Source organism: Kribbella sp. VKM Ac-2568 (assembly GCF_004345365.1).
GTDB classification, from domain to species: domain Bacteria; phylum Actinomycetota; class Actinomycetes; order Propionibacteriales; family Kribbellaceae; genus Kribbella; species Kribbella orskensis.
In genome coordinates, this window is the sequence record NZ_SLVF01000013.1 from 111,278 (window position 1) to 136,264 (window position 24,987).

A 24,987-nucleotide genomic window follows, 5' to 3' on the forward strand; every position below is an offset into this window, starting at 1 on the left:
GCCGCTATCGGACGGAGTCCCGGATGGCTTGGATCAAGGCGGTGGTGGCGGGCGGGTCTGGCGGCTCGCCGTAGGTGACGGCGTAGATCTGTCGTCGGTAGTTGGGTATTTCGGTGGTATGGACGTCGGGTAGGCGGTGGGCTTGGAGCGCAAGGCCGGGCAGGGTCGTGACGCCTACGCCCGCGGCGACGAGGGCTTGCACGACGACTATGTCGTCGCTGAGTGATCCGATGCGTGGGGTGAAGCCTGCTTGTCGGCACACGGTGGTCAGCTCTTCCTGGCACCGTTCGCAACCGCCGATCCAGGCGGAGTGGCGATGGTTCGCAATGCTGTCGTCGGGTGTTCGGCTGATGAGGTAGATCGGGTCGTCGCCGATGTGGACGAGGCGAAATCCCTCTTCCTCCACCGGGGCGTCGGCGTAGCGGAAGATGAGTGCGACGTCGATCTCGCCGTGACGCAGCATCTGTAGCGCTTCGACCGGGTGCTGGTCGATCAGGCTCAGCTCGAGCCCTGGGTGTGCTTCGGCCAGCGTGGCGGCGGCCTTGGGCGCGATCGTGCTCAGCGCCGACGCGTTGGCGGCCAGGCGAACCCGCCCGGCCTGCAAGCCGACCTGTGCTTCCAGCTCGTTGGTCGCGGCTTCGACCCGTCCGATGATCTCGGTGGCCCGGTTGGCCAGCAGTTGCCCTTCCGGGGTCAATCGGATCCCACGACCGACCTTCTGAACGAGCTTGACGCCGGTCGCGGCTTCCAGGCGAGACAAGTGGTGACTCACCGACGGTTGCGAGTAGTGCAACTGTTTCGCCGCTTCGGTCACGGACCCGTGTCGGGCCACCGCGGCCAGAACCTTGAGATGAACCAGGTTGAGCATAGATCAAAGATATCAATGTGATCTTCGCAGGATTGGCATTAGACGTCATCTATCTGTCGATCCATGCTCTAGGTATCAAGGTTCCCGCGGCCGCAGCGGCCGCCGACTGAGGAGGCGCGATGAGCAAGCTGAGGTGTCATATCTCGATCTCGCTGGACGGTTTCGTCGCCGGCCCGAACCAGAGCGAGGAGAACCCGCTCGGCGAGGGCGGCGAGCGGCTGCACGACTGGGTGGTTCCGCTGGCCACCTGGCGCCAAGCCCACGGCCGGCAAGGGGGCGAGGTGAACGAGAGCGCACGGATCGTCGAGGAAGCGAAGGAGAACATCGGCGCTGCGGTGATGGGCCGGAACATGTTCGGCCCTATCGGCGGTGGTGCTTGGGGCGACGAGCAGTGGACGGGCTGGTGGGGCGACAACCCGCCGTACCACTACCCCGTGTTCGTCGTCACCCATCACCCGCGTGAATCCGTGGAGATGGAGGGAGGGACCACGTACCACTTCGTCACCGACGGAATCGAGTCCGCGCTCGAACAGGCGAAGGAGGCCGCCGGCGGCAAGGACGTCATGCTCTGGGGCGGCGGCCACATCGCTCAGCAGTACCTGGCAGCGGGACTGCTGGACGAGCTCGAGCTCCACGTCGTTCCGGTGTTGCTCGGCGACGGTGCTCGCCTCTTCCCCAGCCGCGGGGACGCGGAGGTGCGACTGGAGCAGGTCCGTGCCGTCGAGGCGCCCGGCGTCACGCACCTCAAGTACCGGGTAGTGACCTGACCTGAGTCGTCGCCGGGAGCAACGATCCGCCGCGTCGCGTGCCGCGCCCCATGGTTCACGAGCAGTTGCCGGCCGAGTAAGGAGGAACCCAGGATGTCTGTATCCACCTCAGCGACCGGATCACAGGTCCGAGTGCCAGAAGCCGACGGTCCCGCGTCAATGAACCGAGGCCTTCTCTTCGGTGCCTCCGCCTACGGGATCTGGGGGCTGCTGCCGCTGTACTGGCGGTTGCTCGACGACGCCGGCGCGGTCGAGGTGCTCGCCCACCGGTTCGTGTGGGGGCTCGGGATCATCGCGCTGCTGCTCTGGGTACGTCCGCGCGCCGGCTGGTGGCGCGCCTTGAGGCAGCGGCCCGCCGCGCTGCGGGTTCTCGCCGCGGCCGCGGTGGTCATCGCGTTCAACTGGTACATCTACATCTGGGGCGTCAACCACGAGCGGGTGGTGGAGACGTCGCTCGGGTACTTCATCAGCCCGCTGGTCACGGTCGTGGTCGGGGTGGTTCTGTTCCGCGAGCGACTGCGGCGGCCGCAGAGGCTCGCGCTCAGCCTGGCCGCGGCGGCGGTGGCGTGGCTTACGTTCGACTACGGCCGCGTGCCGTGGGTGGCGGTCGGGTTGGCGCTCACTTTCGCGACGTACGGCGTGTTGAAGAAGAAGGCAGCGACGGGGCGGTCGAAAGCCTCGCCGTCGAGGCGACGATCATCTTGCCGGTCGTGCTGGGCTATCTGGTGTGGCTTGAGCTCATGGGCCGGGCCGCGTTCGGGCACGACGGTTGGTCGACGACGTTGCTCCTGATCGGCGCCGGCCCGGCCACGGCGGTTCCGCTCCTGTTCTTCGCCGGCGCGGCCACGCGGATCCCGCTCACGTACCTCGGGTTGTTGCAGTACCTCACGCCGTCGGTGCAGTTCGTCCTCGGCGTGTTCGCGTTCGGCGAGCCGATGCCGCCCGAGCGCCTCGCCGGGTTCGCGCTCATCTGGGCCGCGTTGGCGATCTTCACCGGCGAGATCCTCTACCACCGGCGCAAGCTCCGCCGCGAAGCACTCCGTCTCGCCGCGCGGAGTCCGCGCCGGGCGCAGAAACTCCGCAGTTGGTCGTGAGGCGAAGACTCAAAAGTCCTTGTTGAGGGTGATCGAGTTCGGAGTGAAGCCGCAGGAGTGGTAGAGGTGGAGGGCCGAGTTGTTCGTGGCGTAGGCGGTGACGTGAAGTCTGGTGGCGCCGCGGCTCTTGGCCCATTCGGTGAAGGCATCGACCATGCGGGTGCCGATGCCTTGGGTGCGATGCGTCTCGCGGACGTACATGCTGACCAGTTCGGCGCGCCCCACCGTCCACATGTCCGAAGGCGGTGAGAAGGTGCCGACCAGGTGGCCGACGACCGCTGGGTCAGAGGCAACGAGCAGCAGCGCGTCCGGATCCTCCAGAAGATCCGCGACCCACTTCGCGCCGTGGACCTCTGGCCAGTCCGCGTTGCGGAGCGGGTCGCGGGTGCCACTGTCTTCAGCGAAGAGTGCGGCGCTCGATGCGACTAAGCCCTCCAGGTCCTCGGCTCGCGCTTTCCTGATCTCCACGGCGTCCATAGGACGCACCGTAGCGAGTAGAAGCGCTCACGGGCAGGGTTTGCCGGCGATCACGACAGTTGCGTAGAGCTCGTCAGACGTGGTGATCCGCGCAGCAAGACCGTCGCCCTCGAAGATTGCCGCGGCGACCGGTGCCTGGCGTTCGCTCGTCTCCACCAGGACGTGACCGCCCGGAGCCAACCAACCAGGCGCGGCAGCGCTGACGCGACGCAGTACGTCCAGACCGTCCGAGCCGCCGTCCAAGGTGACCAACGGTTCGTAGAGGCGGGCTTCGGCGGGGAGCAGCCGTACTTCGTCGGTCGGCACGTAGGGGACGTTCGACAGGAGGATGTCGACGCGACCCCGCAGGGAGGAGGGCAACGGGTCGAAGAGGTCACCCTCGAAGACCTGGCCGCCGAGCGGTTCCACATTGCGCCGCGCACAACGAACCGCCGCCGGCTCGACGTCAGCGGAGTACAGCTCGACCTCCTGGGCAGAAGCGACCGCGACGCCGAGCGCCCCGGATCCGCAGCAGAGGTCGACCACGACACAACCGCGACGACTGAGCGCGATGGCCTCGTCGACCAAGTACGACGTACGCCGCCGTGGCACGAAGACGCCCGGGTCGACCGCGATGCGGAGGCCATGGAACTCCGCCCACCCGACCACGTGCTCGATCGGCAGACCGGAGACGCGTTGCTCGACCATGGCGGCGAGCTCGGCGTCGTCACGCGCGGCGGCGATCAGGAGTTCGGCCTCGTCCTTGGCGAAGACACAGCCGGCGGCGCGGAGCGTGGTGACGATGCTGGAGGTACTGAGAAGTGACACGGGAACCCTTCAACGAAACCTGTGGGCACTCCCGCGGTCGGCGTCGGTCAGCCGATGGAAGGTGGGAGCGCCCGACCTGTGCTGGCGGTAATCGGTCCCACCTCCTCGGCTCGTACGACGACTGGTCCGGTCAGACTACCCGAACGCGTTCACTCCGGTGAGCTCGGCCGAGACGGTCCACAGCCGTGCTGCCGATGCCGGATCGACCGCATACGGCCGGACACCAGGAGCCTCGTCCGTGGACAGTTCGGCGACCTCGCAGTCGTCGAGGAACACGCCGCCTTTGCCTTCGAGCTGCGGCGAGGTCGCGGCCCAGACCTGGGTGGCCGCGCCCTGTTCGGGCGTCTTGAAGCCGGGGTTCAGCGGGTTGCCCTGCTCGTCGATCCAGCCGAACGCGACCATCTCCTCGCGCGGCAGGTGGCGCTGCAGCGGCGTCAGGATGCCGCCCGGATGCAAGGTGAACGCCCGCACTCCGGCATCCTTGCCCAAGGCATCCAACTGCACGGCGAACAGTGAGTTCGCGGTCTTGGCCTGGCCGTAGGCGGTCCACTTGTCATAGCCCTGGGAGAACTGGAGGTCGTCCCACCGGATGTCCGAGCGGCGATGCCCCGACGAGGAGACGGAGACGACCCGGGCGCCGCCGTCGACGATGGCCGGCCACAGCCGGTTCACCAGCGCGAAGTGACCGAGGTGGTTCGTCGCGAACTGTGCCTCCCAGCCCGGTCCGACGTGGGTCTCCGGGCAGGCCATCACGGCCGCGTTGTCGATCTGCAGGTCGATCGTCCGCCCGCTGGCGAGAAACCGCTCGGAGAACGAGCGAACGCTCTCCAGGTCAGCCAGATCGAGTTCGTCGACCTCGACGTCGTCGATCCCGGCGAGCGCTTCTTTGGCCGCCGCCGGCCGCCGCGCCGGTACGACGACGTGGGCGCCGGCCTTCGCCAGGGCGCGGGTGGTCTCCAGGCCGAGGCCGGAGTAGCCGCCGGTGACGAGCGCGAGCTTGCCGGACAGGTCGATCCCCTGGAGGACCTCGTCCGCGGTGCTGTCATGGCCGAAGCCCGAACCGATCTTGTGTTGTGGGGTGCTCATGCCTGCGACAGTACGAGTTAGAGCTGGCTCTAGGTCAAGCGTCAAGGTGAGGGTTCTGCCTCAGGGAGTAACAACGTGCTCGACCCGCTGGTGAACCGGGTGGTGGCCAGGACCACGCACGACGACATGCGCCGGATGGAGCGACTCGTGCGGGACAGTGGGCTTGCCTGGACGATCGTGCGGCCGTCCGGGTTGTTCGACAACCACGCGAGCACCGCGTACGAAGTACAGGAGGACCAGGCGGACGGGTTGTTCACTGCTCGGGAGGATCTTGCGGCGAGCATGCTGGCCCAGGTGGACAGCGACGCGTTCGTGCGGCGGGCGATGGCCGTGATCACCACGCAGGTGCGGCCGAACATCGCCAAGTTGATCTGGCGGGAGGCCATCATGGCCAAGAAGTGACAGGCACGTCGAGGTGGGTCGGCCCGTTCCGACGTCACTGGTGTCAGACCTGACAGAGGAGACCGGATGAAGTACATGCTGTTGATCTACGGCAATGCCGACACCTGGAAGGCGCTCGATGCCGAGGGGATGGACGCGGTCTACGCGGCCCACCGGGCGGTGCTGGACGAGACGCGGGCGAGCGGGGAACTGCTCGGCTCCGACGGCCTGACCACGCAGAACGCGCGGGTCGTGCAGGTCAGCGACGGGGTGCCGGCCGTGACGGACGGGCCGTTCACCGAGTCCAAAGAGGTGCTCGCCGGGTACTACCTGTTCGAGTGCAGCCTGGAGCGCGCGACGGAACTGGCCGCGCGACTGCCCGAGGCCCGGTACTCCCCGATCGAGGTCCGCGCGCTGATGGATCCGATCCCGGAGTCATGAGTGCGATGGAGATCCAGGAGCTTGCCGGTCTCAGCTAGGCGTTGACCTGAGACCGGCGAGCCACTGATTCAGCCGGGTGTTCAGCCGGTGCGCTACCGCCGGTTGTTCAGCTCGGGAAGCTCGGCCCGACGGTGACCCCACCTGAGGCGGGCTGATCGCCCATCCCCCGGCCACCCCGGACGAACACTGTCGCGCCCCGGTCCGGCGCCTGCACGCCGTCTCCCAGACGCAGTGTGGTGGTCAGACCGTTGCTCAGTCTCAGAACCGCCACGCGACGCGGCTGACCGGACGGGATCGACGAGTTCACCTCGTGGATGCCGGTACAGACCGCTGGTTGGATCGAAGCCCGGCCGAGCTGCGAGGTGCCGTGACTCCTCACACCACGGCACTGCTCGGCGAGCCTTCTCATCGATGACACAGATCCCCCTTTCCCTTTCGTTCCCCCGAGGAACGGTTCGGATTGCTACACAACTGCCGGCACGGCGCAACGACCTCGCTGCGCCGGACCCGCTGGCAATCGCACACCCCGTACTCCTCACGGTACGGAAGTGATCACGGCAGCCTCGCTCACAGTAACGACCTTTTCAAGGGATCGCCCAGGGAATCCCGCCTGCCGGAACTGTTGTCCGCGCCGCTACTGCCCACCGAAACCGGTGGTCGCGATGCCCTTGATGATCTGCCTTTGGAAATAGAGGAAAACGAGCACCAACGGCAGCGCGGCGAGGATCGCGGGGGCCATATTCTGCGCGTCGCCTTGATCTTGCCCTCGGCAACGACCGGCGTCGCGGCCGCGGGAGAGTACTCCGTGCTCTTGATCACCGGCTGGGCTGACAAGAGCCAGTGTCAGTGAATTTTGTGGTCTGACGAGCGGTGCTGGCGCGGGAGACGATCCGGTGCGGGACGACGACCCGCCGGGGCTTCGCGTCCTTGTCTGCCATCCGCTCGGCCAAAAGGTCCAGCGCGGCCTCGACGAACTGCCGCCGGTCGAAATCGATCGTGGTCAGCGGCGGCACGGTGAACCGGCTGTCCACGATGTTGTCGAACCCCGCGACCGCACACTGCTGCGGTACTGCGACCCCGGCTGACCACAGCGCCGACAGCGCGCCGAAGGCGATCGTGTCGGTGAAGCAGAACAGCGCGTCGGGAGGTTCGTGGGTCTCCAGGTGCCGACCGACCACGACTGCGGCGCCCTCCGGACTCCACCGGTCCAGCGCGATCTCCAGGTCCGGGTCGTACCGGATACCCGCCGCCTCGAGCGCTTCGCGGTACCCGATCGTGCGCAGTCGCGCGGCCGCGGTACCGGCGGCGTCGGTGGAGCCGCCGACGCGACCCGTGCCGCTCGCTCCGCTCGGGATCTCCGGGGTGCCGACGACCGCGATCCGGCGGAAACCCTGGTCGAGCAAGTGCTGCGTCATCTCGCGCGCCGCACCGACGTTGTCGATGGCGACCTGGCTGACCCGGTCCTGGTCGACGTCACCGATCAGGACCACGGCCGGCAGCGGCCCGGCGGTGGTCACCGCGCTGTCGTCGAGGTTCACCGGGTTCAGGATCAGGCCGTCGACGAGGTTGGCGCGTGCCTTCGAGAGCAGTTCGAACTCGCGGTCCGGCTGGGCGGCGGTCTGCTCGATCTGGACACCCCAACCGCGCTGGTGGGCGAGCTCGACGACCAGGTGGGTGATCTCCGCCGAGTAGGGCCGCAGCAGGTCTGGCAGCGCGAGGCCGATCATCCCGGAGCGGCCGTTGCGCAGTCCGCGGGCGCTCAGGTTCGGGACGTAGTCCAGCTCCTGCAACGCCTGCTCGACCCGCTCCCGGGTCTCCGGACGGACGAAGACGACCCCGTTGATGACGTTCGACACCGTCTTCGGGGACACCCCGGCCAGCTTGGCGACGTCCTTGACGGTGGCACGCATGGGCCCATTCTCACCGACGCCGTCTCCAGCCACCGCGTACTCACGTTGTCAACGCGTTCCACACCACGCCGGGCAGCACCTGAGTCGCGCCGTCCTGGCGGGATCGGGCCGCTCCTTCCTAGCGGGTGGTGAGGGCGCCTCCGTTGACGTGCAGGACCTGGGCGGTGATGTGGCGGGCGGCGGGCGAGGCGAGGAAGTGGATCGCCGCGGCGATGTCGGCGGGCTCACCCTCCCGCTTGGTCATCGTTGCCTCCAGCAACCTCTGGCGCCGCTCCCCCGACAACCTCCCCTGGAAGAATTCCGTCTCGGCGGTGAATCCCGGCGCGACCACGTTCGAGGTGATCCCGCGGGCGCCCAACTCGGCCGCAATGTCCTGGTTCCAGGTGGCCAGCGCTGCTTTCGCCGCACCGTAGGACCCCGCCCCCCTGGCCCCCGCGATGGAGCCCAGGTGCACAACCGATCCATTCGCGGCCAGCCTCGGCGCAAGGGCGGTCGTCGTCAGGACCGCGGTGAGCACGTTGGCGTCGAAGTTGGCTCGCCAGTTGTCCTTGAGTTGCCTCAGATCGCCTTCCGCGTCGGCAGAAGCGAAGTCGGTGTTGCCCCCTGCGTTGTTGACCAGTACGTCGACAGAGTCGGGCAGGTCGAGCAACAGCGCCTCCACCTGCGCGGGATCCGCGGCATCGCACACCACCGCTCGCGCGCCGATCTCCGCCGCGGCCTTCTCGAGTATTTCGGGTCGCCGGCCGGTGATCACGACACTCTCCCCGTCGGCGCGGAACCGCTCGGCCACGGCCCGGCCGATCCCCGTCGCGCCACCGGTCACCACGATCGTTCTGGACACGCCGAACTCCTCGTTTAGGTCTAAATGTTTAGCTCTAAACGTAGCATGGGTCCCGTGCCAGCGAAGAAGCCGACCAGGAAGCCAGCTGAGAGGCCTGCCGCGACGCCGACTGGGAAGCCGGCCGACGCGTATCCCCTGGACGCGCCCAGTCCTTACCCCGCCGGGGAGATCGCCAGCGCCTGGCAGCGGGAGCGCCCGGGCACGCCGACGGACTCGATCGGCATCGTGACTCCCCTGTGGCGGCTGGCCAAGCTCTTCGCCGACGACAGGCGCCGCCTGCTCACCGAGCTCGGCGTGGACCCCGCCACCTTGGACCTGCTGAGTGTGCTGCGCCGCGCCGGCACGCCGTACGAGCTGAGCACGAGGAAGCTCGCCGAGCGAACGCTGGTCACCGCCGGGGCGATCTCGCAGCGGGTGGCCCGGGCCGAGCAAGCAGGGCTGGTCGTTCGGCGTACCGAGACCGACGGCTCGCGGGCGGTAGTCGTCTCCCTCACCGAGGCCGGGCACGGACTGGTCGAGAGGACGGTCGACCAGGTGCTCACCCGGGAGTCCGACCTCCTCTCGTCGCTGTCGCCCCGAGACCGCGATCTGCTGGCCGGGAAGCTGCAGTCGCTGCTCGACGACGTTCGCGGACGCGTGCACCGCTAGCTTCAACCGGCCAGAACGTCGGCGGCCAGTGACTCGATCAGTTCGCGCCAAGCGGGCAGGTAGTTCTCGGCGGGCCCCGTCTGGGTGACCACGAGGCGCGCTCCCCCGTTCCCGTCCCGGAGTCGCCAGGTAACCACCCCGTGCTGCCACGGGTAACTCAACTCCACCGGTGCCTCGGCAGTCTGCACCCTTCCGGCTTCGATGCCTGCGGCAACGAAGCCGGAAGGAGGCGGGGAGTTGAGGAGATCCGCCGCCCCCAGGCCGCCGCCGGCTGTGTCGGCCGGCACCTCCGAACCGTCGGCTGCTCCTGCTACCAACCTCGCCCAGACGTCTTCTTTGGGGGCGACCAGTTGGCGTTCGTAGTGGATTGAGCCGTTGGGGTGGAGGGTGCCCTGGTCCAGAGCGTGGTGCTTGATGAAGTGTTCGTGGAGTAGTGGGTAGGTCTCGCGTTGGATGGTGGCTCCGCCCAGGGCCTTGTCCAGGGCGTCCAGGCAGAGGATCCAGCCGCTGGTGAAGCTTGCGGAGCCTGGGCGGTCGTCGTAGGTGGCGGTGAGGGTCAGGAGGCAGCCATCGTCGGTCGGGGCTAGTTCCCAGCGCTGGATCTCGGCGCCCCAGGTGTACTCGAGCAGGCGGGGTGGGTCGTAGGCGCGGATCACGCCGGTGTTGTCGGGGTCTTCGACGAAGTCGTCCTCACCTTGCTCGAAGGTGAACGAGATCTTCCCGTCCAGCCGCAGATCCAGCTCGACCGCGGCCGGGAACCACGCGGCCAGCTCGGAGGGATCGGTCAGCGCCCGCCAGACCTTCTCCGGCGGATGTGTCAGCCGCCGCTCCATCCGCAGTACGGTCCGGCCGTTCTCGCTGGTCAGCGTTTCACTCATGCCCCATATATACCGCCAGGGGCATATAAGAGGCAAGAACAACGCCCGGCTGACCACGAACAGTCCGCCGGGAATCGCGGCCGTCACGCAGTGTCAACCACGGAACCGGGCCAGATCCTCGAGCTCGGCACCCAGTCCCTCCGGCACAGCTGAGTCGTCGAACAGCTCGACCTGCGGTCCGTTGTGCTTCCACGAGCCGATCACGACGCCGCCGTGGATGACCGCCGGGCGCAACATGCCGCCACCGGGATGGATGTGCTTGCGGTGTTCCTCGGCCAACGCGTAGCGCCGGTCCTTGTAGCCGAGCAGGTACGCGTCGAACTCCCCCACCAGCCGGAGATCGTCGCAACCGGGCAGGTCCTCGACCGCCGCCAGGGACTCTCCTTCCACCACGAACTCGGTGGTGGCGGCCGCCTTCAGCGCGTGCCGGGCCGCTGGGATCGGCAGTCCGGACCAGGTCGCGAAGTCCTGAGCAGTGGCAGGCCCGTACGCCGTGAGGTAGCGCCGGGCCAGGTCGTTCGCGGAGCCCTCGAGTGTCAGTGGTGCTCCGAGCCAGTCCCGAACGGCGACCCAGCTCTCATCGGCATCATGCCCGGGGCCGTAACAGACCTTCCCGAGCAACCCGGCATGCCGGATGCAGGCGTAGACGGCCTGTCCGGTCGGCTCCTGGATGAGCCCGGCTTCGACGAGTACTGCGCCGAGGCGGGCCCGGCCGGTCGGGCCGTTGTCCAGCAGGTAGGTCTCGAGCACCTCAGCCGCTCGATCGGGCAGGTCCCCGGCCAGGCCGAGTTCGCCGTACCGGCGGTGGGTGTCCTTGATCAGCTTGGTGCCGAGGAGTCCGAGCAATGGGCCGGCGTCCTCGGTGGCCACCAGTTGGAGGGTGCCGCGCATGAACCAGCCGCGCAGTACCGATCGATCTGTCTCCTGCGCGTAGGTGACGTCGGACCAGGTGGTCGCGGTGGATCGCGCTCGGACGGCGTACGCGGCTCCGCGCCAGCTCTGCGCTTGGAGCCCCGCCGCCCGGCGTACGACGTCGGCCACCCCTCCGGGGCCGGCCTCGGACACCGGACGATCTAGGCCGTTGGCCTGGACCCGTGCCGCCAGAAGCCAGCGGACTGACCTGTGCGGCACCCCTGCATAACATCACGTTCAGGGGCGCCGCGCAGGATCAGAGGGGTAGGAACCTTCAGTTCAGGTGGTCGTCGACCAGATTCGCGAACCCCTGCTGCCCAGTCGTGTTCGGGTGGTACGACTCTGTGACCGGGTTGGACAGGCCGTTGATCCACTCCGGGCTGCCGCAGACCGCGTGCCCGGTGAAGGCCGAGGTCGGGTTGACGAAGGTGAAGCCGGCGGCGCTCGCGGAGGCCGCCGCCTTCGAGTTGAGCAGGTCGGCGGTCTGGTTCAGCCGGGTCATCTCGGCGGCGCTGAAGAAGGTGCCCGCGTTGCAGTCGGTGCCGTTGAACAGCCGCGGATAGCCGACCGCGATGATCTTCGCCGCCGAGGCACGGCTCTTGATGGTCGCGTAGAGCCCGTTCAGGCGGCCGGGCAGCGTGTTGTTGATCGTCGCCTGGGCGGTGTTGATGGCGCCGTCGCAGTTGGCGAGCCAGGCGGGCTTGGCGCACTCGGTGATCACCGAGGAGAACCCGGCGTCGTTGCCGCCGACCTGGACGGTGACGAACTCGATCCCGCTGTTGAGCGGGCCGAGCTGGTTGGCCGTGACGTCCGCGACCCGGGCGCCGGAGCAGGCCACCGAGGTCAGGGTCGCGCCGATCCGGGCGGCGTCGAGGTACGGGTAGGAGAGGGTCGAGCGCTTGCAGGAGCCGCTCGAGGTGATGTAGCTGCGGGTCCCGACGCCGGAGGCGTACGAGTCGCCGAGCGCCACGTAGTCGGGCGCCGCGGCCTGGGCGATGGTCGGGTTGGTGAGGAGTGCGATCCCGAGGACCGCTGCGCTGATGATGCCGGCGATGGGTTTCATCTGGGCGGTACCGCCTTTGCACTGGTGGAGGGAACCGAGGCGCAGGGTGAACTGAGAGTCACCTTCCCTGACCAGTCAGTAACAAGCAAGAGCCTGGTTGGAAATTCACCACCAATTGCCGAACAGGGTAGGCCGAGGCGTCGGTGGTCGTGCTTTTGCCAACGCGTCGGACGGGACACCGCGAGATCGACAACGTCTGCGAGTTTTTAGCGTTCGGGTCCCGGCACCGAGAGCGGGTCGAAGCCGTAAGGGAGTTCGAGGCGGTGCGCCGACATCAGGTGCGCGTCGCCGAGGAGGTCCCGGGTGGAGCCGTCGGCGACGATCCGGCCGTCGTCCATCAGCAGACTCCGCTCGCAAAGTTGCAGCGCGTACGGCAGGTCGTGCGTGATCATCAGCAAGGTCACGTCGAGCCCGGACAGGATGTCCGCCAGTTCCCGCCGGCTCGCCGGATCGAGGTTGCTCGAAGGCTCGTCCAGCACCAGTACTTCGGGCCGCATCGCGAGCACCGTGGCCACGGCGACGCGGCGGCGCTGGCCGTACGACAGGTGGTGCGGGGCGACATCAGCGTGGTCCTGCATGCCGACCTGGACCAGTGCCTCGTGCACCCTCGCTTCGAGATCGGCGCCGCGCAGGCCCAGGTTCGCCGGTCCGAAGGCGACGTCGTCCCGCACGGTCGGCATGAACAACTGGTCATCCGGGTCCTGGAACACCAACCCGACCTTCCGGCGTACTTCGGGAAGGTGCTCGCGGTGCAGGTCCGACCCGCCGATCTGGATCCGGCCGCTCCCGCTCCCGCCGGCCACCGAGCCGAGGATGCCGTTGAGGTGCAGCACGAGGGTGGTCTTGCCGGCGCCGTTCGGGCCGAGTAGCGCGACGCGTTCGCCGCGCTGAATGGTGAAGTCGACGCCGAACAGGGCCTGCCGGCCGTCGGGATAGGCGAAGACGAGACGCTCGACGTGGATCGATGGACCGCTCACAAGCCGACCACCCTAGCCGTGACCGCGATGACGACCGCCGCCAGGGAGATCGCCAACCCCTCGACCCACTGGACCCGGGCCGCTCCCGACTCCGACAGCAGCGGCATGCGTCCGGTGTAGCCGCGGGACTGCATCGCGAGGTGCACCCGCTCGCCGCGCTCGAAGCTCCGCACGAACAATGCCCCGACTCCCCCGGCGATGGCCTTCAGATGACCCGCGCGACCGCCTCTGTACCCGCGGGACTCGCGCGCGATCCGCATCCGCTGCAGGTCGTCCGACACCACACTCAGGTACCGGACCATGAACGACAGGATCGCCACCAGCGTCGACGGCAACCGCAGCCGCTCGAGCCCGGCGAGCAACGCGCGCGGGCCCGTAGTGGCCGACAACACGATCGCCGCGACCACGCCGAGCGTCCCCTTGGCCAGCACGTTCCACGAGCCGAGCACCCCCGACTGCGACAGCGAGACACCCAGTACTTCGACCCGCGGGCCCGTCGCCACGAAGGGCAGCACCAGGGCGAACACCACGAACGGCGTCTCCACCGCCAGCCGCCTCATCACCACCAGGGGCGGCAGCTTGGCGAGCACGACGCACCAGACGAGCAGCGCGCCGTACAGGGCGAAGGCCCAGAAGACACCCGCCGGGGTGGACACCACGGCGAGCACGAAGACGAACAGCGCGACGATCTTCACCTGCGCGGGCAACCGATGGATCCGGCTGTCCGCGACGACCAGCAGACCGTCTCCGGCGGAACCGGTCACGAGCGCATCAGGCAGCCTTGTCGGCGCGCGACGACCGCAGCGACGCCACCTTGGCGATCGTCAGCCCGACCGCGATCGTCACCAGTACTCCGATGATGCCCGCGAGCGCGCCGGACACCTGGGCGTTGCCGATCCCGCTGACCCCGTAGTCCGCGAGCGGGCTGCCCGCCACCGCCGAGTCCTTGGCCGCGCCGTCGAACCCGAGCCTCGCGCCGACGAACTCCAGCCCGTCCGGGTGCGCGCTGGCGAACAGGCTGACGACTCCGGCGACCAACAGGGTGGCGGCGATCCCGACGCCCAGAGTCCGGCCGGTGGGCTTCGCCGCGATCGGCCGGTCCGGCGACACCGTCGAGCTGTTGCCGTCGGCATCGACCAGGACGAGGTCCGGCTGCAGGTGGCGAGCGGCGTACACGAGGTCGGGGCGGGTCGCGACGACGGCGCTCAGCACCGCGGCGGTGATCACGGCCTCGCCGAGGCCGACCAGGATGTGCCAGCCGACCATCGCGGTGGCGAGCTTGCCGAGCGGGATGTCGACCGCGCCGCCGATCGCGTAAAGACCGGTGAACGCGAGCGCGGCGACCGGGACCGAGACGAGGGCGCCGAGCGTGGTCGCGGGGACCACACTGCCGACCCGCTTGGGCAGCACCTGCAGCACCGTGCGGATCACGAAGTACCCCACCAGAACGGTGATCAGGCCCATCAAGGTGATGTTCGTGCCGAGCGCGGTGAGACCGCCGTCGGCGAAGAGCAGGCCCTGGACGAGCAGCACCGTCGACATCACCAGCACGGCCGACCACGGGCCGACCAGGGCGGCCGCCAGCGCGCCGCCGAGCAGGTGACCGCTGGTGCCGGCGCCGACCGGGAAGTTCACCATCTGGACCGCGAAGACGAAGGCGGCGGTCAGGCCGGCGAGCGCCGGGCCGGTCTCACGGATCTCCCGGTTGGCCCGCTGCAGGCTGAACCCGACCGCTCCCGCCGCGATCAGGCCGGTGGCGACGGAGGTGGGCGCGTCGAAGAACCCGTCAGGAACATGCATGCCGACATTCTTGATCTACTTGCGACCGAATCGCAACAAGGCGTTCAGAACGCCTTCAGCGCCTCCCCGATCGCGCGGTGGAAGGTCGGGTATGCGTAGATCATCTGTTGCAGAGAGTGAACCGGGACCGCGGCGTGCACCGCGACCGCCAGCGCGGCCATCACCTCGCCGCCGGTCGGTCCCGAACTGGTCGCGCCGACCAGCACGCCGCGTTCATTGTCCATCACGAGCTTGATGAATCCCTCGTTGCCCGCCTTGTGGATCCAGCCCCGGGTCGACGCGGGGATCTGGGTGATCCCGGTCCGTACGTCGAGGCCTTCGTCGCGGGCCTGCTTCTCGGTCTTGCCGACCGCGCCGATCTCCGGGTCGGTGAAGGTGACCCGCGGCATCGCGTGATAGCTCGCGACCGGCGCTCCCTCCGCGCCGAGGATGTCGAGCACGGCCACGTTCGCCTGGTACATCGCGTTGTGGGTGAAGACGCCGACGCCGGTGACGTCGCCGATCGCCCAGATGCCGTCACCCGCGCGCACGTGCTCGTCCACCGCGATGGACCGCGCGTCGGGGTCGAGGCCCACCTTGTCCAGTCCCAGACCCTTGATGTCCACCCGGCGCCCGGTTGCCACCAGCAACTTCTCGCCGGTGACCGTGCCGCCGTCGGCCAGCGTCAGGGTGAAGGTGTTGCCGTCGTACCGCACGGATTTGGCCTGCGCGCCGAGCCGGAAGGTGACCCCGTCCTTCTCGAGAGCGGCCTGGGCCAGCTCGCTGGACTCCGGCTCCTCCATCGCGATCACCCGGTCGGCACCCTCGACCACGGTCACGTCCACGCCGAACCGCGCGTACACCTGGGTCAGCTCCAGGCCGATCGCGCCGCCGCCGAGCACGACCATGGTGGCCGGCAGCGTGTCCGCCTCGATCGCCTCGCGGTTGGTCCAGTACGGCGTACCGGCGAGGCCGTCGATCGGCGGGACCACCGGGACCGTGCCGGTGGCGATGACGATGCCGCGGGACGCCTCGTACTCCGTGTCGCCCGCCTGCACCGTGCGCGGGCCGGTGATCGTGCCGCGGCCGCGGACGAAGGTGACGCCCTTCTTCACCAAGCGGTCGACCGCGACCTGGTCGTTCCAGTTGTCCGTCGCCTCCTCGCGGATCCGCTTGGCCACCGGAGCCCAGTCGGGCTCGACGGTCGACGTACCGGCGATGCCTTCGACGCGGCGGGTCTCGGCGATCAGGTTCCCGGCGCGGATCATCATCTTGCTCGGGATGCAGCCGTAGTACGGGCATTCGCCACCCACCAGCCGCGGCTCCACCCCGACGACGTTGAGGCCCGCCTGCGCGAGGCGCCCCGAGGTCTCCTCGCCACCGACGCCCAGCCCGACAACGACCACATCCACCTGTTCAGCCATGCCGCCAATCTCGCAGACGGACCGTCGCAGGCCAAGCCCTGCCACGGCGCGTCAGCGGACGGTGAGTGCGGACGCCGGATCGCGTCACCGTGAGGATTCAACCGCTGTTCACCGGCCGGTCGGGTGCGCTCCCTACGCTCGGCGCTCCTTCGATGAATGCTGTGGGGGCAATGAGTCTGGCAGTGGACTTCTCCGGCCTGGGGGACATCAATCTCGAGACGGTGATCGCGGCGATCGCGCTGATCGGCACCGTGATCGTCTGGCTGGTCGACAGGTACTTCCTGCGCCGCAAGCGGCTCGTCTACCGGGTCCAGGTCGACGCCCCGATCGGCGTCTTCCCCAGCTCGCACATGGTGGACGTCGAGGTTCGCTACCAGGGCGCGGTGGTGCCGGACCCGAGCATCGTGCTGCTGCGGGTGGACAACGCCGGCGGGATGGACATCGAGCCACACCACATGCACGAGAAGGTGTCGTTCGCCTTCCCGGACCGCAAGATCGTCGGGCTCGAGGTGACCGAGGCCAAGCCCGAGGCGCTCGGCGAGATGCTGCAGCGCCAGCGTTGTCGCTGCTCCTGGTGGGTGCGCTGGTCGCGCTCTTCGTGGTCGACGTGCTCCAGCCGCCGGACAACTGCGCCTCCGGCCGCCTCCAGATCATCGGCTCGACCGCGGTGGAGCCGACCATGAAGGAGCTCCGGAGCGCCTATGCGGCCGAATGCACCCAGGCCGACATCACGATCGCCGCGAACGGCAGCCGCAGTGGCACCCGGGCGCTGAACGAGACCGGCACTCGGGATCCAGCGGCCGCCGGACAGCTGATCGTCATGTCGGACGGCCCGGCCGAGGACTCCCCCGACCTCCGCGGCCGGTCGATCGCGGTGGTCGTCTTCGCGGTCGTCCTGAACCGCTCGACGGATGTGACCGCGCTGACCGTGACCCAGTTGCGGGACATCTACGCGGGACGGCTGACCAACTGGAAGCAGGTCGGCGGGCGGGACCTGCCGATCCGGATGGTGAGCCGCGTCGGCCCCGACTCCGGTTCGCGCCGCACCTTCCGGGACAAGGTGCTGGCCGGCGACCAGGAGCTCGGCATCTCCTCCGACGATTGCCGCACCAAGGACGACCCGGTCGCCAAGCACCACCGCTGCGAGGTCGGTACGACGGAGGAGCTGCTGTCCCGGGTGAACGACATCGAGGGCGCGATCGGGTACGCCGAGCTGGGTGGTTCGCGGAAGTACCCGGCCGTGACGGTGGCGTCGATCGACGGGGTGGTCCCGGACGCGTCGAAGGTGGCGGACCGGTCGTACCGGTTCTGGGAGGTCGAGCACGCCTACACCTACAAGGCACCCGCACAGGACTCCCTGCAGGAGGCGTTCCTGGATTACCTCGGTTCGATGCAGGCCCGCCCGATCCTGGCACGGGACGGCCTGGTGCCCTGCCCTGAACTGCCTGCCGCGTTCTGTGGCTGAACACCTGGCGATAAATCTGTATCCGGCGGAGGGCTGCTAACGGTAGGTTGTGGATCTGCCGTTAGACCGCTGGAGGTTGCCGTGTTCGTGATCGCTCATCTCAGTGACCCGCATCTCGACGGGTCGGCGGAGGCGCGGGATCGCCTGCGCCTCGTCACGACGTACCTGCGGGAGTTCTCACGACCGGTCGACGTCGTGCTCGTCACCGGCGACCTGGCCGACCACGGCGCGGGGTCGGAGTACGCCGAGGTCGCGGCCGAGCTGGAGCTCGACGTACCGGTGTTGATGCTGCCCGGGAACCATGACATCAGCGGACCACTGCGCGCCGGGCTCACGGCGTACGTCGAGTCGCCGGGTGACGGGCATCCCGTGCATCAGGTGCGGGATGTCGCGGGGGCCAGGTTCGTGTTGCTCGACACGTCGGTGCCGGGTGAGGATCACGGGCTGTTGAGCGCGGAGTCACTCGAGTGGCTGTCCGCAGTACTGGCGGAACCGGTGACCGGGCCGTTGTTCGTGGCGTTCCATCATCCGCCGAACGAGCTCCAGCACCCGGTCCTCGACCAGTGGATCCTGCAGTCGCCGGACGGGTTCGAGGCGGTGCTCCGCGACAAGCCGATCACCGCGCTGCTCGCCGGCCACGTCCACAACGGGGTGTCGACCACCTTCGCCGGGTTCCCGCTGTTGGTTGCCCCTGGCATTAGGTCCACCGCTCCCCTGCCCTTCGAACCGGCTGCCGCCGCAAGGCTGGTCGACCTGGCGGCGCCACCCGGGCTGGCACTGCACGTCGCCGCGCCGGGTCAACCTCTTGTCACGGTTTACCGGCATCTGACGTCAAGCTGAACGTGAGGGCCTACCTACCTCACCCTCGACCTCAAGCTGAGACTGGAGCCCGGCTGATGAGCGATGAACTGGTGGTCCGGCCGATCGGCCGGGTGGAGTCCGTACTGACCGATCGGCAGGACGCGCCGCGTCAGGCCGACGAGGGAGCACCCGACGGGTGGCTGGTGTTCGACGAGGGGGTGCGCGCGGCGCTGGCCGACCTCGGTGTCGGCGACGAGATCCTGCTGATCACCTGGTTCGACCGCGCCGACCGTGACGTTCAGGCGGTTCGCCCGCGGGGAGACGAGAGCCGTCCGCTCACCGGCGTCTTCAGCACCCGCTCGCCGGACCGTCCCAACCCCCTCGGCCTCCACCGCGTCACGATCACCGCGGTTGACGGCCTCCGCCTTCAGGTCGACCACCTCGAGGCAATCGACGGCACGCCCATCGTCGACGTCAAACCCGTCCTCGGCGACACCGCCGAGCGCTGACCGACTTGCCCGGCGCGCGAGGCTTCTCAGTCGAACAAGCGGAGCAATTGGCTGCGATAGCGGGGATTCCACAGGACTTCCCGGAGTTGGTCGATGTCGCCGATCGGCCAGCGTTCGGCGAGCTGTTTCACCGCCGAGTCCTTGATCTGGGCACTCAGCGCGCCTGGGAAGTCTCCCCAGAAGACCTTGAAAGGCCGGTTCCACATCTGCTCGACGTCCGTCGAGACAGGTGGCGTGATCTGCAGCGCGTTGTGCATGGAGGCCACCAGTTCGTACGCCGCCATCAGCGCCTCCTCCCGCTCCGGCCAGGTTTCGGCCCGCAGAACCTCTCGCAAGATCGGCGACAGGTCGGTGGCGCAGGCCAGCCGGGAGAAGGCCGTCCCGAACCACTTCGAGTACGGCGCGTACTGCCGCTCCATCAGGAAGGACAGCCGCATCAGGTCGTGCACGAGCCGCGACGCGATCACCGCCGAGCCGAGCTCGTCGCCGACGAAACCCGCGCGGCCGACCAGGTTGACCTCCGGGTGGACGCGCCACCAACCGGCCACCATCAGGTAGAGCCACACGTCGTGCGGGTAGTAGGCGAAGCGATCGCGGACGGCTTCCAGGCCGAGCTCATCGTGATAGACCGCGCCGGCGGTGATCATCCGGAGTCGCTGTTCCGGGAGGGTGAGCCAGTCGCGCGCTTCGATCTCGCGGTCGACGTCGAAGTCCAGGTGATCCAGGAAGTAGCCGCGCACGGTGTGGATCCCGTAGTCGGTCGGACGGTCCGCGAACCGGGGCGGCACCTGCTGACGCAGGGTTTCCGTGATCGCCTCGCCGTGGCGGGCCTGGTCTTCGTCCCGCACGAACAGCAGGACGCGTGGCTCCCAGTTGTGGTCCCCGGACATCTCGTCGTCGAAGCCCAGCACCTCTGAACCGCGGCCGAGCAGCGCCGCACTGTGCGGCAACGAAGGAAACTCCGCCGCCAGGATCGGCCGCACCGCCTCCAGGTAGAACCGCCGGCTCAGCTCCAGACCGGGCACGAACGCAGACACGAGGCGGACTCCTTGGTAGGCCAGTTGCCGAGAACTGGGCGTTAAGGTCGGCGGCATGGTCGTTCACCACCTCACCAAGGACGAGGCTCGCCGGATCGCGATCCACGCGCAACTGCTCGATGCGCCGCGCCCGACCGATCTCGTCGCCGTCGTCGAGCGCCTCACGCTCCTGCAGATCGACCCCACCGCGGCCATCGCACCGAACGCCGACCTCGTCCTGTGGAGCCGGCTCGGCCCGAAATATGAACCTGCCGAGCTGACCAAGGCCGTCGAACACGACCGCTCACTCGTCGAGACCGTCGCCTACATCCGCCCGCCGCGAGACGTGCCGGCCGTGATCGCCGAGGTCCGGGACGCGGAGCCGCACCCTTTCACCGCCGCGTGGCTCGCGACGAACGAGCCCTTCCGCCGCGACATCCTCGCGCTGCTGGAGAAGGAGGGCCCGCTGCTCTCGCGCGACATCCCGGACACGAGCATCGAGCCGTGGCCGTCGACGGGCTGGACCAACAACCGCAACCTCACGAGGATGCTGGAGGCCCTCGCCCTCCGAGGGCAGGTCGCGATCTCGGGACGCAAGGGCCGTGAGCGGTACTGGGACCTCCCCGAGCGCGTCTACCCGGCCGGCCTGCCCACCCTCGACCTCGACGCCGCCGTCCAGCACCGCAACGAACGCCGGCTCGCGGCGCTCGGCATCTCGCGATCCACCGGCACCCAGATGCCAGGCGAGCCGCCGTACGTCGGCGACGCGGGTGAAGAGGCGCACGTCGAGGGCGTCCCGGGCACCTGGCGCGTCCACCCGGCGTACGTCGATCTGCCGTTCGAGGGGCGTACTGCGCTGCTCTCGCCGTTCGACCGGCTCATCCACGACCGCGTCCGGGCCGAGCGACTCTTCGGCTTCGAGTACATCCTCGAGATGTACAAGCCCAAGGACAAACGCCGCTGGGGCTACTTCGCCCTCCCCGTCCTGCACGGCGATCGCCTGGTCGGCAAGCTCGACGCCACCGCCGACCGCAAGGCCGGCACCCTCGTCGTCAACGCGATCCACGAGGACGTCCGCTTCACCAAGCCCATCACGGCAGCGGTCCGCGCCGAGATCGACAACCTCGCCACCTGGCTCGGACTCAAGGTCACCTACCCCTGAGCCCGTCGCCGGTGGCGGTACGAAGTTCTTGGCGCGAGTTCATAGACAGCTCGCTTGCCTGCCGGGAGGATCCGGCTGTGGCGACTGTGACCGGCGTAGGCCGGCTCGGAGTACGCGAGCAGCCACGCCAGGTGCCAGCAGCGCCTGGGGCGGGTCGACCAGCCCGGCGACCCTGAGGAACGCCCGTCCGAGCTGGGGATCGTGTGCTGCGCCGGCGAGCAGCTTTGCCAGGTACCCGTTGAGGAGCCGCATCTGCGTGGTGCGCTGACCCACGACCTTCGGGAAGGCCAGGTCGCCGCCGGTGGCCATGCTCCACGGAACGTCGACGACCCGACCGATCTGCCGAAGGAATCTGATCGGCTCTGGTCTGGCTTGCTGCTGGAGGTGGGCACGGAGAGCCAGTGCCTGCAGGGCCACCACGCTCATGCCCTGGCCGTAGATCGGGTTGAACGTGCACAGTGCGTCGCCCATCACGAGGAGGCCCTCGGGAAATCTCGAGAGCCGTTCGTAGCGGTGCCGCACGCTCGCCGGGTGTCGGAACGGAACGGGCTCGTCGAGCGGTTCTGCGTCACGCAGGGCTTCGTTGATGTCCGGGAACTGCAGGGTGGTGGCGAAGTCCGCGAAACCCCTTGGGTCGGTCGGCGGGTGGTCGCCGAGGATTCCGTACAGGGTGACGAGGACGCGATCGTTCTCCATCGCCGCGAGGGCTCCGCCGCGTGGACAGCCTGGTGTGGCCGCGATGAGGATTCCCCGGTCGCCGTCGAGCGGTTCAGACACAAGCCGGTAGGTCCGGCTGGTGTACCCGATCCCGATCTGGACCCGCTCGACCGGCGGACGCGGGTATCCGATCATCTCGAGCCACGCTGGAGTGCGTGAACCGCGGCCGGTTGCGTCCACGACCAGATCCGCGGTCAGGGTCTGCTCCGCGCTCCCGTCGAGTCGCCGGACAACCCGGGCGCCGGTGACGCGGCTGCCATCGGGTGTGGTGGTGAGCCCGGCGACATCGCACCGGTCCATGAACTGCACGGACGGCAGCGCGCGCACACGCGCGCGCAGGGACCCTTCGAGCAGTGGCCGGCTCGCCTGCAGCGCCAGCAAGCCTGACGGGCCAGGCTGCAATCGGTGACCCCCGAAGTATGCCCGGACGCCCTCGAGCATGTCGCCCGCCGGTGCCCCGAGATCGACCAGTTCGGCCGTGAGACCGTCGAAGAGCTCCTCCAGGGCCCGCTGGCCGCCAGCGAGCAGCCCGTGGATGTGCCGCGACTGCGGTACTCCGCGACGGTGCGCGGCGGCATGGGGAAGCTCGTCGCGTTCTACTATCACTACATCGGCGTAGGCGTCGGCAAGCACGCGTGCAGCCAAGAGGCCTGCCATGCTTCCGCCGAGCACCACGGCCCGGTCACCAAGCGTTTCTTGCATCACAACCTCCTCAGGTCCTCTATTGGAGGTTGGTCCTGACGGCCGCTCGCTTACCAGGTCAAGAAGTGTTCACTTCTGCCCGGTCTTGTCCGTACACCTCCTGGTCCCACAGCACCGAGACGATGCGGGTCATGCCTTGGGTGAGGTGGCGTCGGTAGGTGCTGAACGGCAGCCCGAGGGCGGCGGCAGCCGCCTCCTGGGTGGCGGCTGGGCGTAGGTAGGTCCGGTCGACCGCCCGGAGCAGCTTGTCGTCGCGAGGGTGGTGGGCGAGCGTCGTGGCAGCTTCTCGCAGGACCGCTTCCAGGACGGCCGCACCTGATGCTCCCTCTCCGGTACGGTCAGCGACGAGCCGGGTTCGCAGGAGCGGGTTGCGCGCGAGCAGGTCGGGTCGCCGCAGGTCCTTGAACCCTTGGCGGACGGCTGCCTCGAAGTCCGGATGAGAGAGCACGAGCAACGCCTGGGCATGATCCCGTGGAGCAACGTCGACGTCTTGTGTCAGCGCACGCTCCGTCCACAGCTCGGTCCAAGCGTCCACCGGGACCTTGCGGAAGTCGTGTGCGAACAGGCCGTAGCGCCGATCCCCGACGCTGAAGTCAGCGCCTTCGGCGCGCGGGAGATCGCCCATGGCGAAGTACGCGTCCCACTTGTCCGGCTCGGCCAGCGCAAGGAAGTCCCACGACAGGTTCGGTGTGGACAACTGCTTCTGCAGTGTCAGGATCGGGGTGGCATTCAGCGTGGGCGAAGGCCCTTGATACCTGTGCCGGTCGATCACGAAGCGGCACAGCGTAAGTGCCTCGCCGGGCCGCGGTGGTGCGCTACTGTGCGCGAAGTCCCAGGCGGCGCGCGCACCCGGGTCGGCGTCGACGTCATCCCGGGAGGACCGCGCTAGATCCAAGATTGCGAGCATCCCCAGGACCTCGCCCTCGTGGTCGCGGATGACGAAGAAACCCTCCGGCTGTCGGTCCAGCCAACGCGCTGCGATAGCGGCCGAGTGCCGGCCCTCCCAGGCCTGAACCAGCTCGAGGATCGGCCCACCGTCCGCAGGACGGGCGCGTTCTGGGTAGTGCGCACCCCAGGAACCCCACTCGACCGGTGACATCGCGGTGCGCACCTGTCGGAACAGGAACTTGAGGTCGAAGATCGCCCGCTGTTGCGCCCGCCCGGTGGTCTTTCTCAGCGCCGCCAGGCTGTGCTCGCGGACCTTCCGGAAGACGTGCTGGTAGCCGTCGAAGTCACGCCATCGCAGGTCGGCGTCGAGAACGTCGCGAGCCAGGTCATGCGGCGCCAGGCCATCCGGCCGGGGCTCGATGAAGGACAATTCCCGCAGCCAGGTGAACACGTCGCGGACATCGCCCTCCACGAGCACGTCCCGCAGCAGCGCCTCGGTGGTGCAACGGGCCACCGCACAGGCCCCCAGCACACGACGGTGCCGACTGTCGGGCACCGTCTCCACAAAGCGCGGAAGCAGCACTTCCACCAAGTCGAGGGGCAGCACGTCGGACTCCACCCGACCGCCGCGGGCGACCACATCGGTCAACAGCGCCAGACCGAGTGGATGCCCGTATGTGAGGCGCACGATCCGCTCGTGCAGGTGTCGGTCAAGGCCTGCTTTGCGTAGGAAGCCATGACTGTCTTCGGGGCTGAGATTGCGCAGCGAGACCACGCGCAGTAGGGCTCCCCACGCCGGATCCGTCCGCCACGCCCGGGTCGGCGCGTCCCGGCCGGCGATGACGGTGATCGCCGAGGCGGGCAGCCGAGGGATGAGCCGCGCGCGGAACCACTGGTCGAGCGGCGTCAGCTGCTCATAGGCGTCGACCAGTAGCACGAGCCGTCCACCGCCCTCCGGCAGACCGACAGGACCGTCCCCGGCCGGGATCGACAGTGTCTCTTCGAGTGCTTCGAGCACACTCACCGGCGAAGGGTCCAGATCACGACCGTCGATGCGGGCGACGGTGGCGCCGGCACCGGCGGCGATCGCCCCGAGGACTTCGAGAAGGCTGGTCTTGCCGACGCCGCCCGGTCCATGGACGTGCAGCAGCGAGTACGGCGGGTCGATGGCACCGTCCAGGGCGGCCCGGAAGAGCTCGATCTCCGCTGACCGGCCAACAAAGCGTCTTCGTCGGTGCTCGGTCAGCACATCACCGAGCGTCCCCGAGGGGCGCCCGTCCATGCCCGTCACAGAATCGACCGTAGTGCGCATCAACCGCCTACGACAGGGGTTGTCCCGGGCTTCCGGCCGGCGCCGCCAAAACCGCGACCAGG

28 protein-coding genes are annotated in these 24,987 nt (G+C 68.6%); 11 read left to right on the plus strand and 17 right to left on the minus strand.

Going from position 1 to position 24,987, the window contains the following annotated elements:
* Positions 1–4: 4 nt before the first annotated feature.
* On the minus strand, positions 5–868 hold the full coding sequence (locus EV648_RS32645) for a LysR family transcriptional regulator (protein WP_132298970.1): 864 nt from the start codon (positions 866–868) through the stop codon (positions 5–7).
* A gap of 119 nt (positions 869–987) precedes the next feature.
* Between EV648_RS32645 and EV648_RS32650 the strand changes: the two genes are divergently transcribed.
* The 3 genes from EV648_RS32650 (at position 988) to EV648_RS44400 (ending at position 2,729) form a co-directional block, all read left to right on the plus strand.
* A complete protein-coding gene (locus tag EV648_RS32650; RefSeq protein ID WP_132298971.1) occupies positions 988–1,635 on the plus strand; it encodes a dihydrofolate reductase family protein in 648 nt (215 codons plus the stop codon).
* Between the two features lie 159 nt (positions 1,636–1,794).
* The gene (gene rarD, locus EV648_RS32655; RefSeq protein ID WP_241995811.1) at positions 1,795–2,427 is read left to right on the plus strand and encodes an EamA family transporter RarD; all 633 of its coding nucleotides are present in this window, start codon (positions 1,795–1,797) and stop codon (positions 2,425–2,427) included.
* Positions 2,376–2,729: an EamA family transporter gene (locus tag EV648_RS44400; RefSeq protein WP_241995813.1), complete on the plus strand. Its 354-nt coding sequence runs from the start codon at positions 2,376–2,378 to the stop codon at positions 2,727–2,729. Before rarD ends, EV648_RS44400 begins: the two co-directional genes overlap by 52 nt.
* A 9-nt stretch (positions 2,730–2,738) precedes the next feature.
* On the opposite strand, the gene EV648_RS32660 is transcribed toward EV648_RS44400, so the two are convergent.
* From EV648_RS32660 to EV648_RS32670, 3 genes are all read right to left on the minus strand, one after another.
* Entirely contained in the window at positions 2,739–3,206 is a 468-nt protein-coding gene (locus EV648_RS32660) for a GNAT family N-acetyltransferase (protein ID WP_132298972.1), read from the minus strand.
* A gap of 27 nt (positions 3,207–3,233) precedes the next feature.
* On the minus strand, positions 3,234–4,013 hold the full coding sequence (locus EV648_RS32665; RefSeq protein WP_132298973.1) for a putative protein N(5)-glutamine methyltransferase: 780 nt from the start codon (positions 4,011–4,013) through the stop codon (positions 3,234–3,236).
* A gap of 135 nt (positions 4,014–4,148) precedes the next feature.
* Positions 4,149–5,099: an SDR family NAD(P)-dependent oxidoreductase gene (locus EV648_RS32670; protein ID WP_132298974.1), complete on the minus strand. Its 951-nt coding sequence runs from the start codon at positions 5,097–5,099 to the stop codon at positions 4,149–4,151.
* A gap of 75 nt (positions 5,100–5,174) precedes the next feature.
* On the opposite strand from EV648_RS32670, the gene EV648_RS32675 reads away from it, so the two are divergent.
* Together EV648_RS32675 and EV648_RS32680 are read left to right on the plus strand one after the other, a co-directional pair.
* Entirely contained in the window at positions 5,175–5,501 is a 327-nt protein-coding gene (locus tag EV648_RS32675; RefSeq protein ID WP_199234941.1) for an NAD(P)H-binding protein, read from the plus strand.
* 66 nt (positions 5,502–5,567) lie between these two features.
* Positions 5,568–5,921: a YciI family protein gene (locus EV648_RS32680; protein WP_132298975.1), complete on the plus strand. Its 354-nt coding sequence runs from the start codon at positions 5,568–5,570 to the stop codon at positions 5,919–5,921.
* A 106-nt stretch (positions 5,922–6,027) separates the two neighbouring features.
* Here the strand turns inward: EV648_RS32680 and EV648_RS32685 are convergent, their stop codons facing one another.
* The 3 genes from EV648_RS32685 to EV648_RS32700 form a co-directional block, all read right to left on the minus strand.
* On the minus strand, positions 6,028–6,300 hold the full coding sequence (locus EV648_RS32685) for a hypothetical protein (RefSeq protein ID WP_132298976.1): 273 nt from the start codon (positions 6,298–6,300) through the stop codon (positions 6,028–6,030).
* A 436-nt stretch (positions 6,301–6,736) separates the two neighbouring features.
* On the minus strand, positions 6,737–7,831 hold the full coding sequence (locus tag EV648_RS32695) for a LacI family DNA-binding transcriptional regulator (protein ID WP_132298977.1): 1,095 nt from the start codon (positions 7,829–7,831) through the stop codon (positions 6,737–6,739).
* Between the two features lie 118 nt (positions 7,832–7,949).
* Positions 7,950–8,672: an SDR family NAD(P)-dependent oxidoreductase gene (locus tag EV648_RS32700; protein ID WP_132298978.1), complete on the minus strand. Its 723-nt coding sequence runs from the start codon at positions 8,670–8,672 to the stop codon at positions 7,950–7,952.
* A 54-nt stretch (positions 8,673–8,726) separates the two neighbouring features.
* Between EV648_RS32700 and EV648_RS32705 the strand changes: the two genes are divergently transcribed.
* On the plus strand, positions 8,727–9,320 hold the full coding sequence (locus EV648_RS32705) for a MarR family winged helix-turn-helix transcriptional regulator (protein WP_241995814.1): 594 nt from the start codon (positions 8,727–8,729) through the stop codon (positions 9,318–9,320).
* Positions 9,321–9,322: 2 nt separating this feature from the next.
* On the opposite strand, the gene EV648_RS32710 is transcribed toward EV648_RS32705, so the two are convergent.
* From EV648_RS32710 to EV648_RS32740, 7 genes are all read right to left on the minus strand, one after another.
* On the minus strand, positions 9,323–10,198 hold the full coding sequence (locus EV648_RS32710; RefSeq protein ID WP_132298980.1) for an SRPBCC family protein: 876 nt from the start codon (positions 10,196–10,198) through the stop codon (positions 9,323–9,325).
* A gap of 93 nt (positions 10,199–10,291) precedes the next feature.
* Positions 10,292–11,263, minus strand: coding sequence for a winged helix DNA-binding domain-containing protein (locus tag EV648_RS32715; RefSeq protein WP_158294124.1), 972 nt, complete (start codon positions 11,261–11,263; stop codon positions 10,292–10,294).
* 121 nt (positions 11,264–11,384) lie between these two features.
* Positions 11,385–12,173 (minus strand): SGNH/GDSL hydrolase family protein, encoded by a 789-nt coding sequence (locus EV648_RS32720; RefSeq protein WP_132298982.1) that lies wholly within the window; start codon positions 12,171–12,173, stop codon positions 11,385–11,387.
* A gap of 206 nt (positions 12,174–12,379) precedes the next feature.
* Positions 12,380–13,150 carry an energy-coupling factor ABC transporter ATP-binding protein gene (locus EV648_RS32725; RefSeq protein WP_132298983.1) on the minus strand — a complete coding sequence of 257 codons (771 nt, stop codon included), beginning with the start codon at positions 13,148–13,150 and terminating at the stop codon, positions 12,380–12,382.
* Entirely contained in the window at positions 13,147–13,914 is a 768-nt protein-coding gene (cbiQ, locus tag EV648_RS32730) for a cobalt ECF transporter T component CbiQ (RefSeq protein ID WP_132298984.1), read from the minus strand. Before cbiQ ends, EV648_RS32725 begins: the two co-directional genes overlap by 4 nt.
* A gap of 7 nt (positions 13,915–13,921) precedes the next feature.
* Positions 13,922–14,950, minus strand: coding sequence for an energy-coupling factor ABC transporter permease (locus EV648_RS32735; RefSeq protein ID WP_132298985.1), 1,029 nt, complete (start codon positions 14,948–14,950; stop codon positions 13,922–13,924).
* A 44-nt stretch (positions 14,951–14,994) separates the two neighbouring features.
* Complete coding sequence (locus tag EV648_RS32740) at positions 14,995–16,353, minus strand: NAD(P)/FAD-dependent oxidoreductase (protein WP_132298986.1); 1,359 nt, start codon at positions 16,351–16,353, stop codon at positions 14,995–14,997.
* Positions 16,354–16,523: 170 nt separating this feature from the next.
* Here EV648_RS32740 and EV648_RS42805 point away from each other — a divergent pair, with 170 nt between their 5' ends.
* From EV648_RS42805 to tsaA, 4 genes are all read left to right on the plus strand, one after another.
* A complete protein-coding gene (locus tag EV648_RS42805) occupies positions 16,524–17,036 on the plus strand; it encodes a hypothetical protein (RefSeq protein ID WP_158294125.1) in 513 nt (170 codons plus the stop codon).
* Positions 16,928–17,818 carry a PstS family phosphate ABC transporter substrate-binding protein gene (locus EV648_RS42810; RefSeq protein ID WP_158294126.1) on the plus strand — a complete coding sequence of 297 codons (891 nt, stop codon included), beginning with the start codon at positions 16,928–16,930 and terminating at the stop codon, positions 17,816–17,818. Before EV648_RS42805 ends, EV648_RS42810 begins: the two co-directional genes overlap by 109 nt.
* Positions 17,819–17,905: 87 nt before the next feature.
* Positions 17,906–18,658: a metallophosphoesterase gene (locus EV648_RS32750; RefSeq protein ID WP_241995815.1), complete on the plus strand. Its 753-nt coding sequence runs from the start codon at positions 17,906–17,908 to the stop codon at positions 18,656–18,658.
* Positions 18,659–18,714: 56 nt separating this feature from the next.
* Positions 18,715–19,128 (plus strand): tRNA (N6-threonylcarbamoyladenosine(37)-N6)-methyltransferase TrmO, encoded by a 414-nt coding sequence (gene tsaA, locus EV648_RS32755; RefSeq protein ID WP_132298989.1) that lies wholly within the window; start codon positions 18,715–18,717, stop codon positions 19,126–19,128.
* A gap of 26 nt (positions 19,129–19,154) precedes the next feature.
* Here tsaA and EV648_RS32760 read toward each other — a convergent pair whose 3' ends face one another.
* Positions 19,155–20,165: a DUF4037 domain-containing protein gene (locus tag EV648_RS32760; RefSeq protein ID WP_199234942.1), complete on the minus strand. Its 1,011-nt coding sequence runs from the start codon at positions 20,163–20,165 to the stop codon at positions 19,155–19,157.
* Between the two features lie 55 nt (positions 20,166–20,220).
* Here EV648_RS32760 and EV648_RS32765 point away from each other — a divergent pair, with 55 nt between their 5' ends.
* A complete protein-coding gene (locus EV648_RS32765) occupies positions 20,221–21,306 on the plus strand; it encodes a DNA glycosylase AlkZ-like family protein (protein ID WP_132298991.1) in 1,086 nt (361 codons plus the stop codon).
* Between the two features lie 39 nt (positions 21,307–21,345).
* On the opposite strand, the gene EV648_RS32770 is transcribed toward EV648_RS32765, so the two are convergent.
* Both EV648_RS32770 and EV648_RS32775 read right to left on the minus strand, forming a co-directional pair.
* On the minus strand, positions 21,346–22,725 hold the full coding sequence (locus EV648_RS32770) for an NAD(P)/FAD-dependent oxidoreductase (RefSeq protein WP_132298992.1): 1,380 nt from the start codon (positions 22,723–22,725) through the stop codon (positions 21,346–21,348).
* A gap of 58 nt (positions 22,726–22,783) precedes the next feature.
* Positions 22,784–24,895 carry an ATP-binding protein gene (locus EV648_RS32775; RefSeq protein WP_132299121.1) on the minus strand — a complete coding sequence of 704 codons (2,112 nt, stop codon included), beginning with the start codon at positions 24,893–24,895 and terminating at the stop codon, positions 22,784–22,786.
* Between the last annotated feature and the right edge of the window lie 92 nt (positions 24,896–24,987).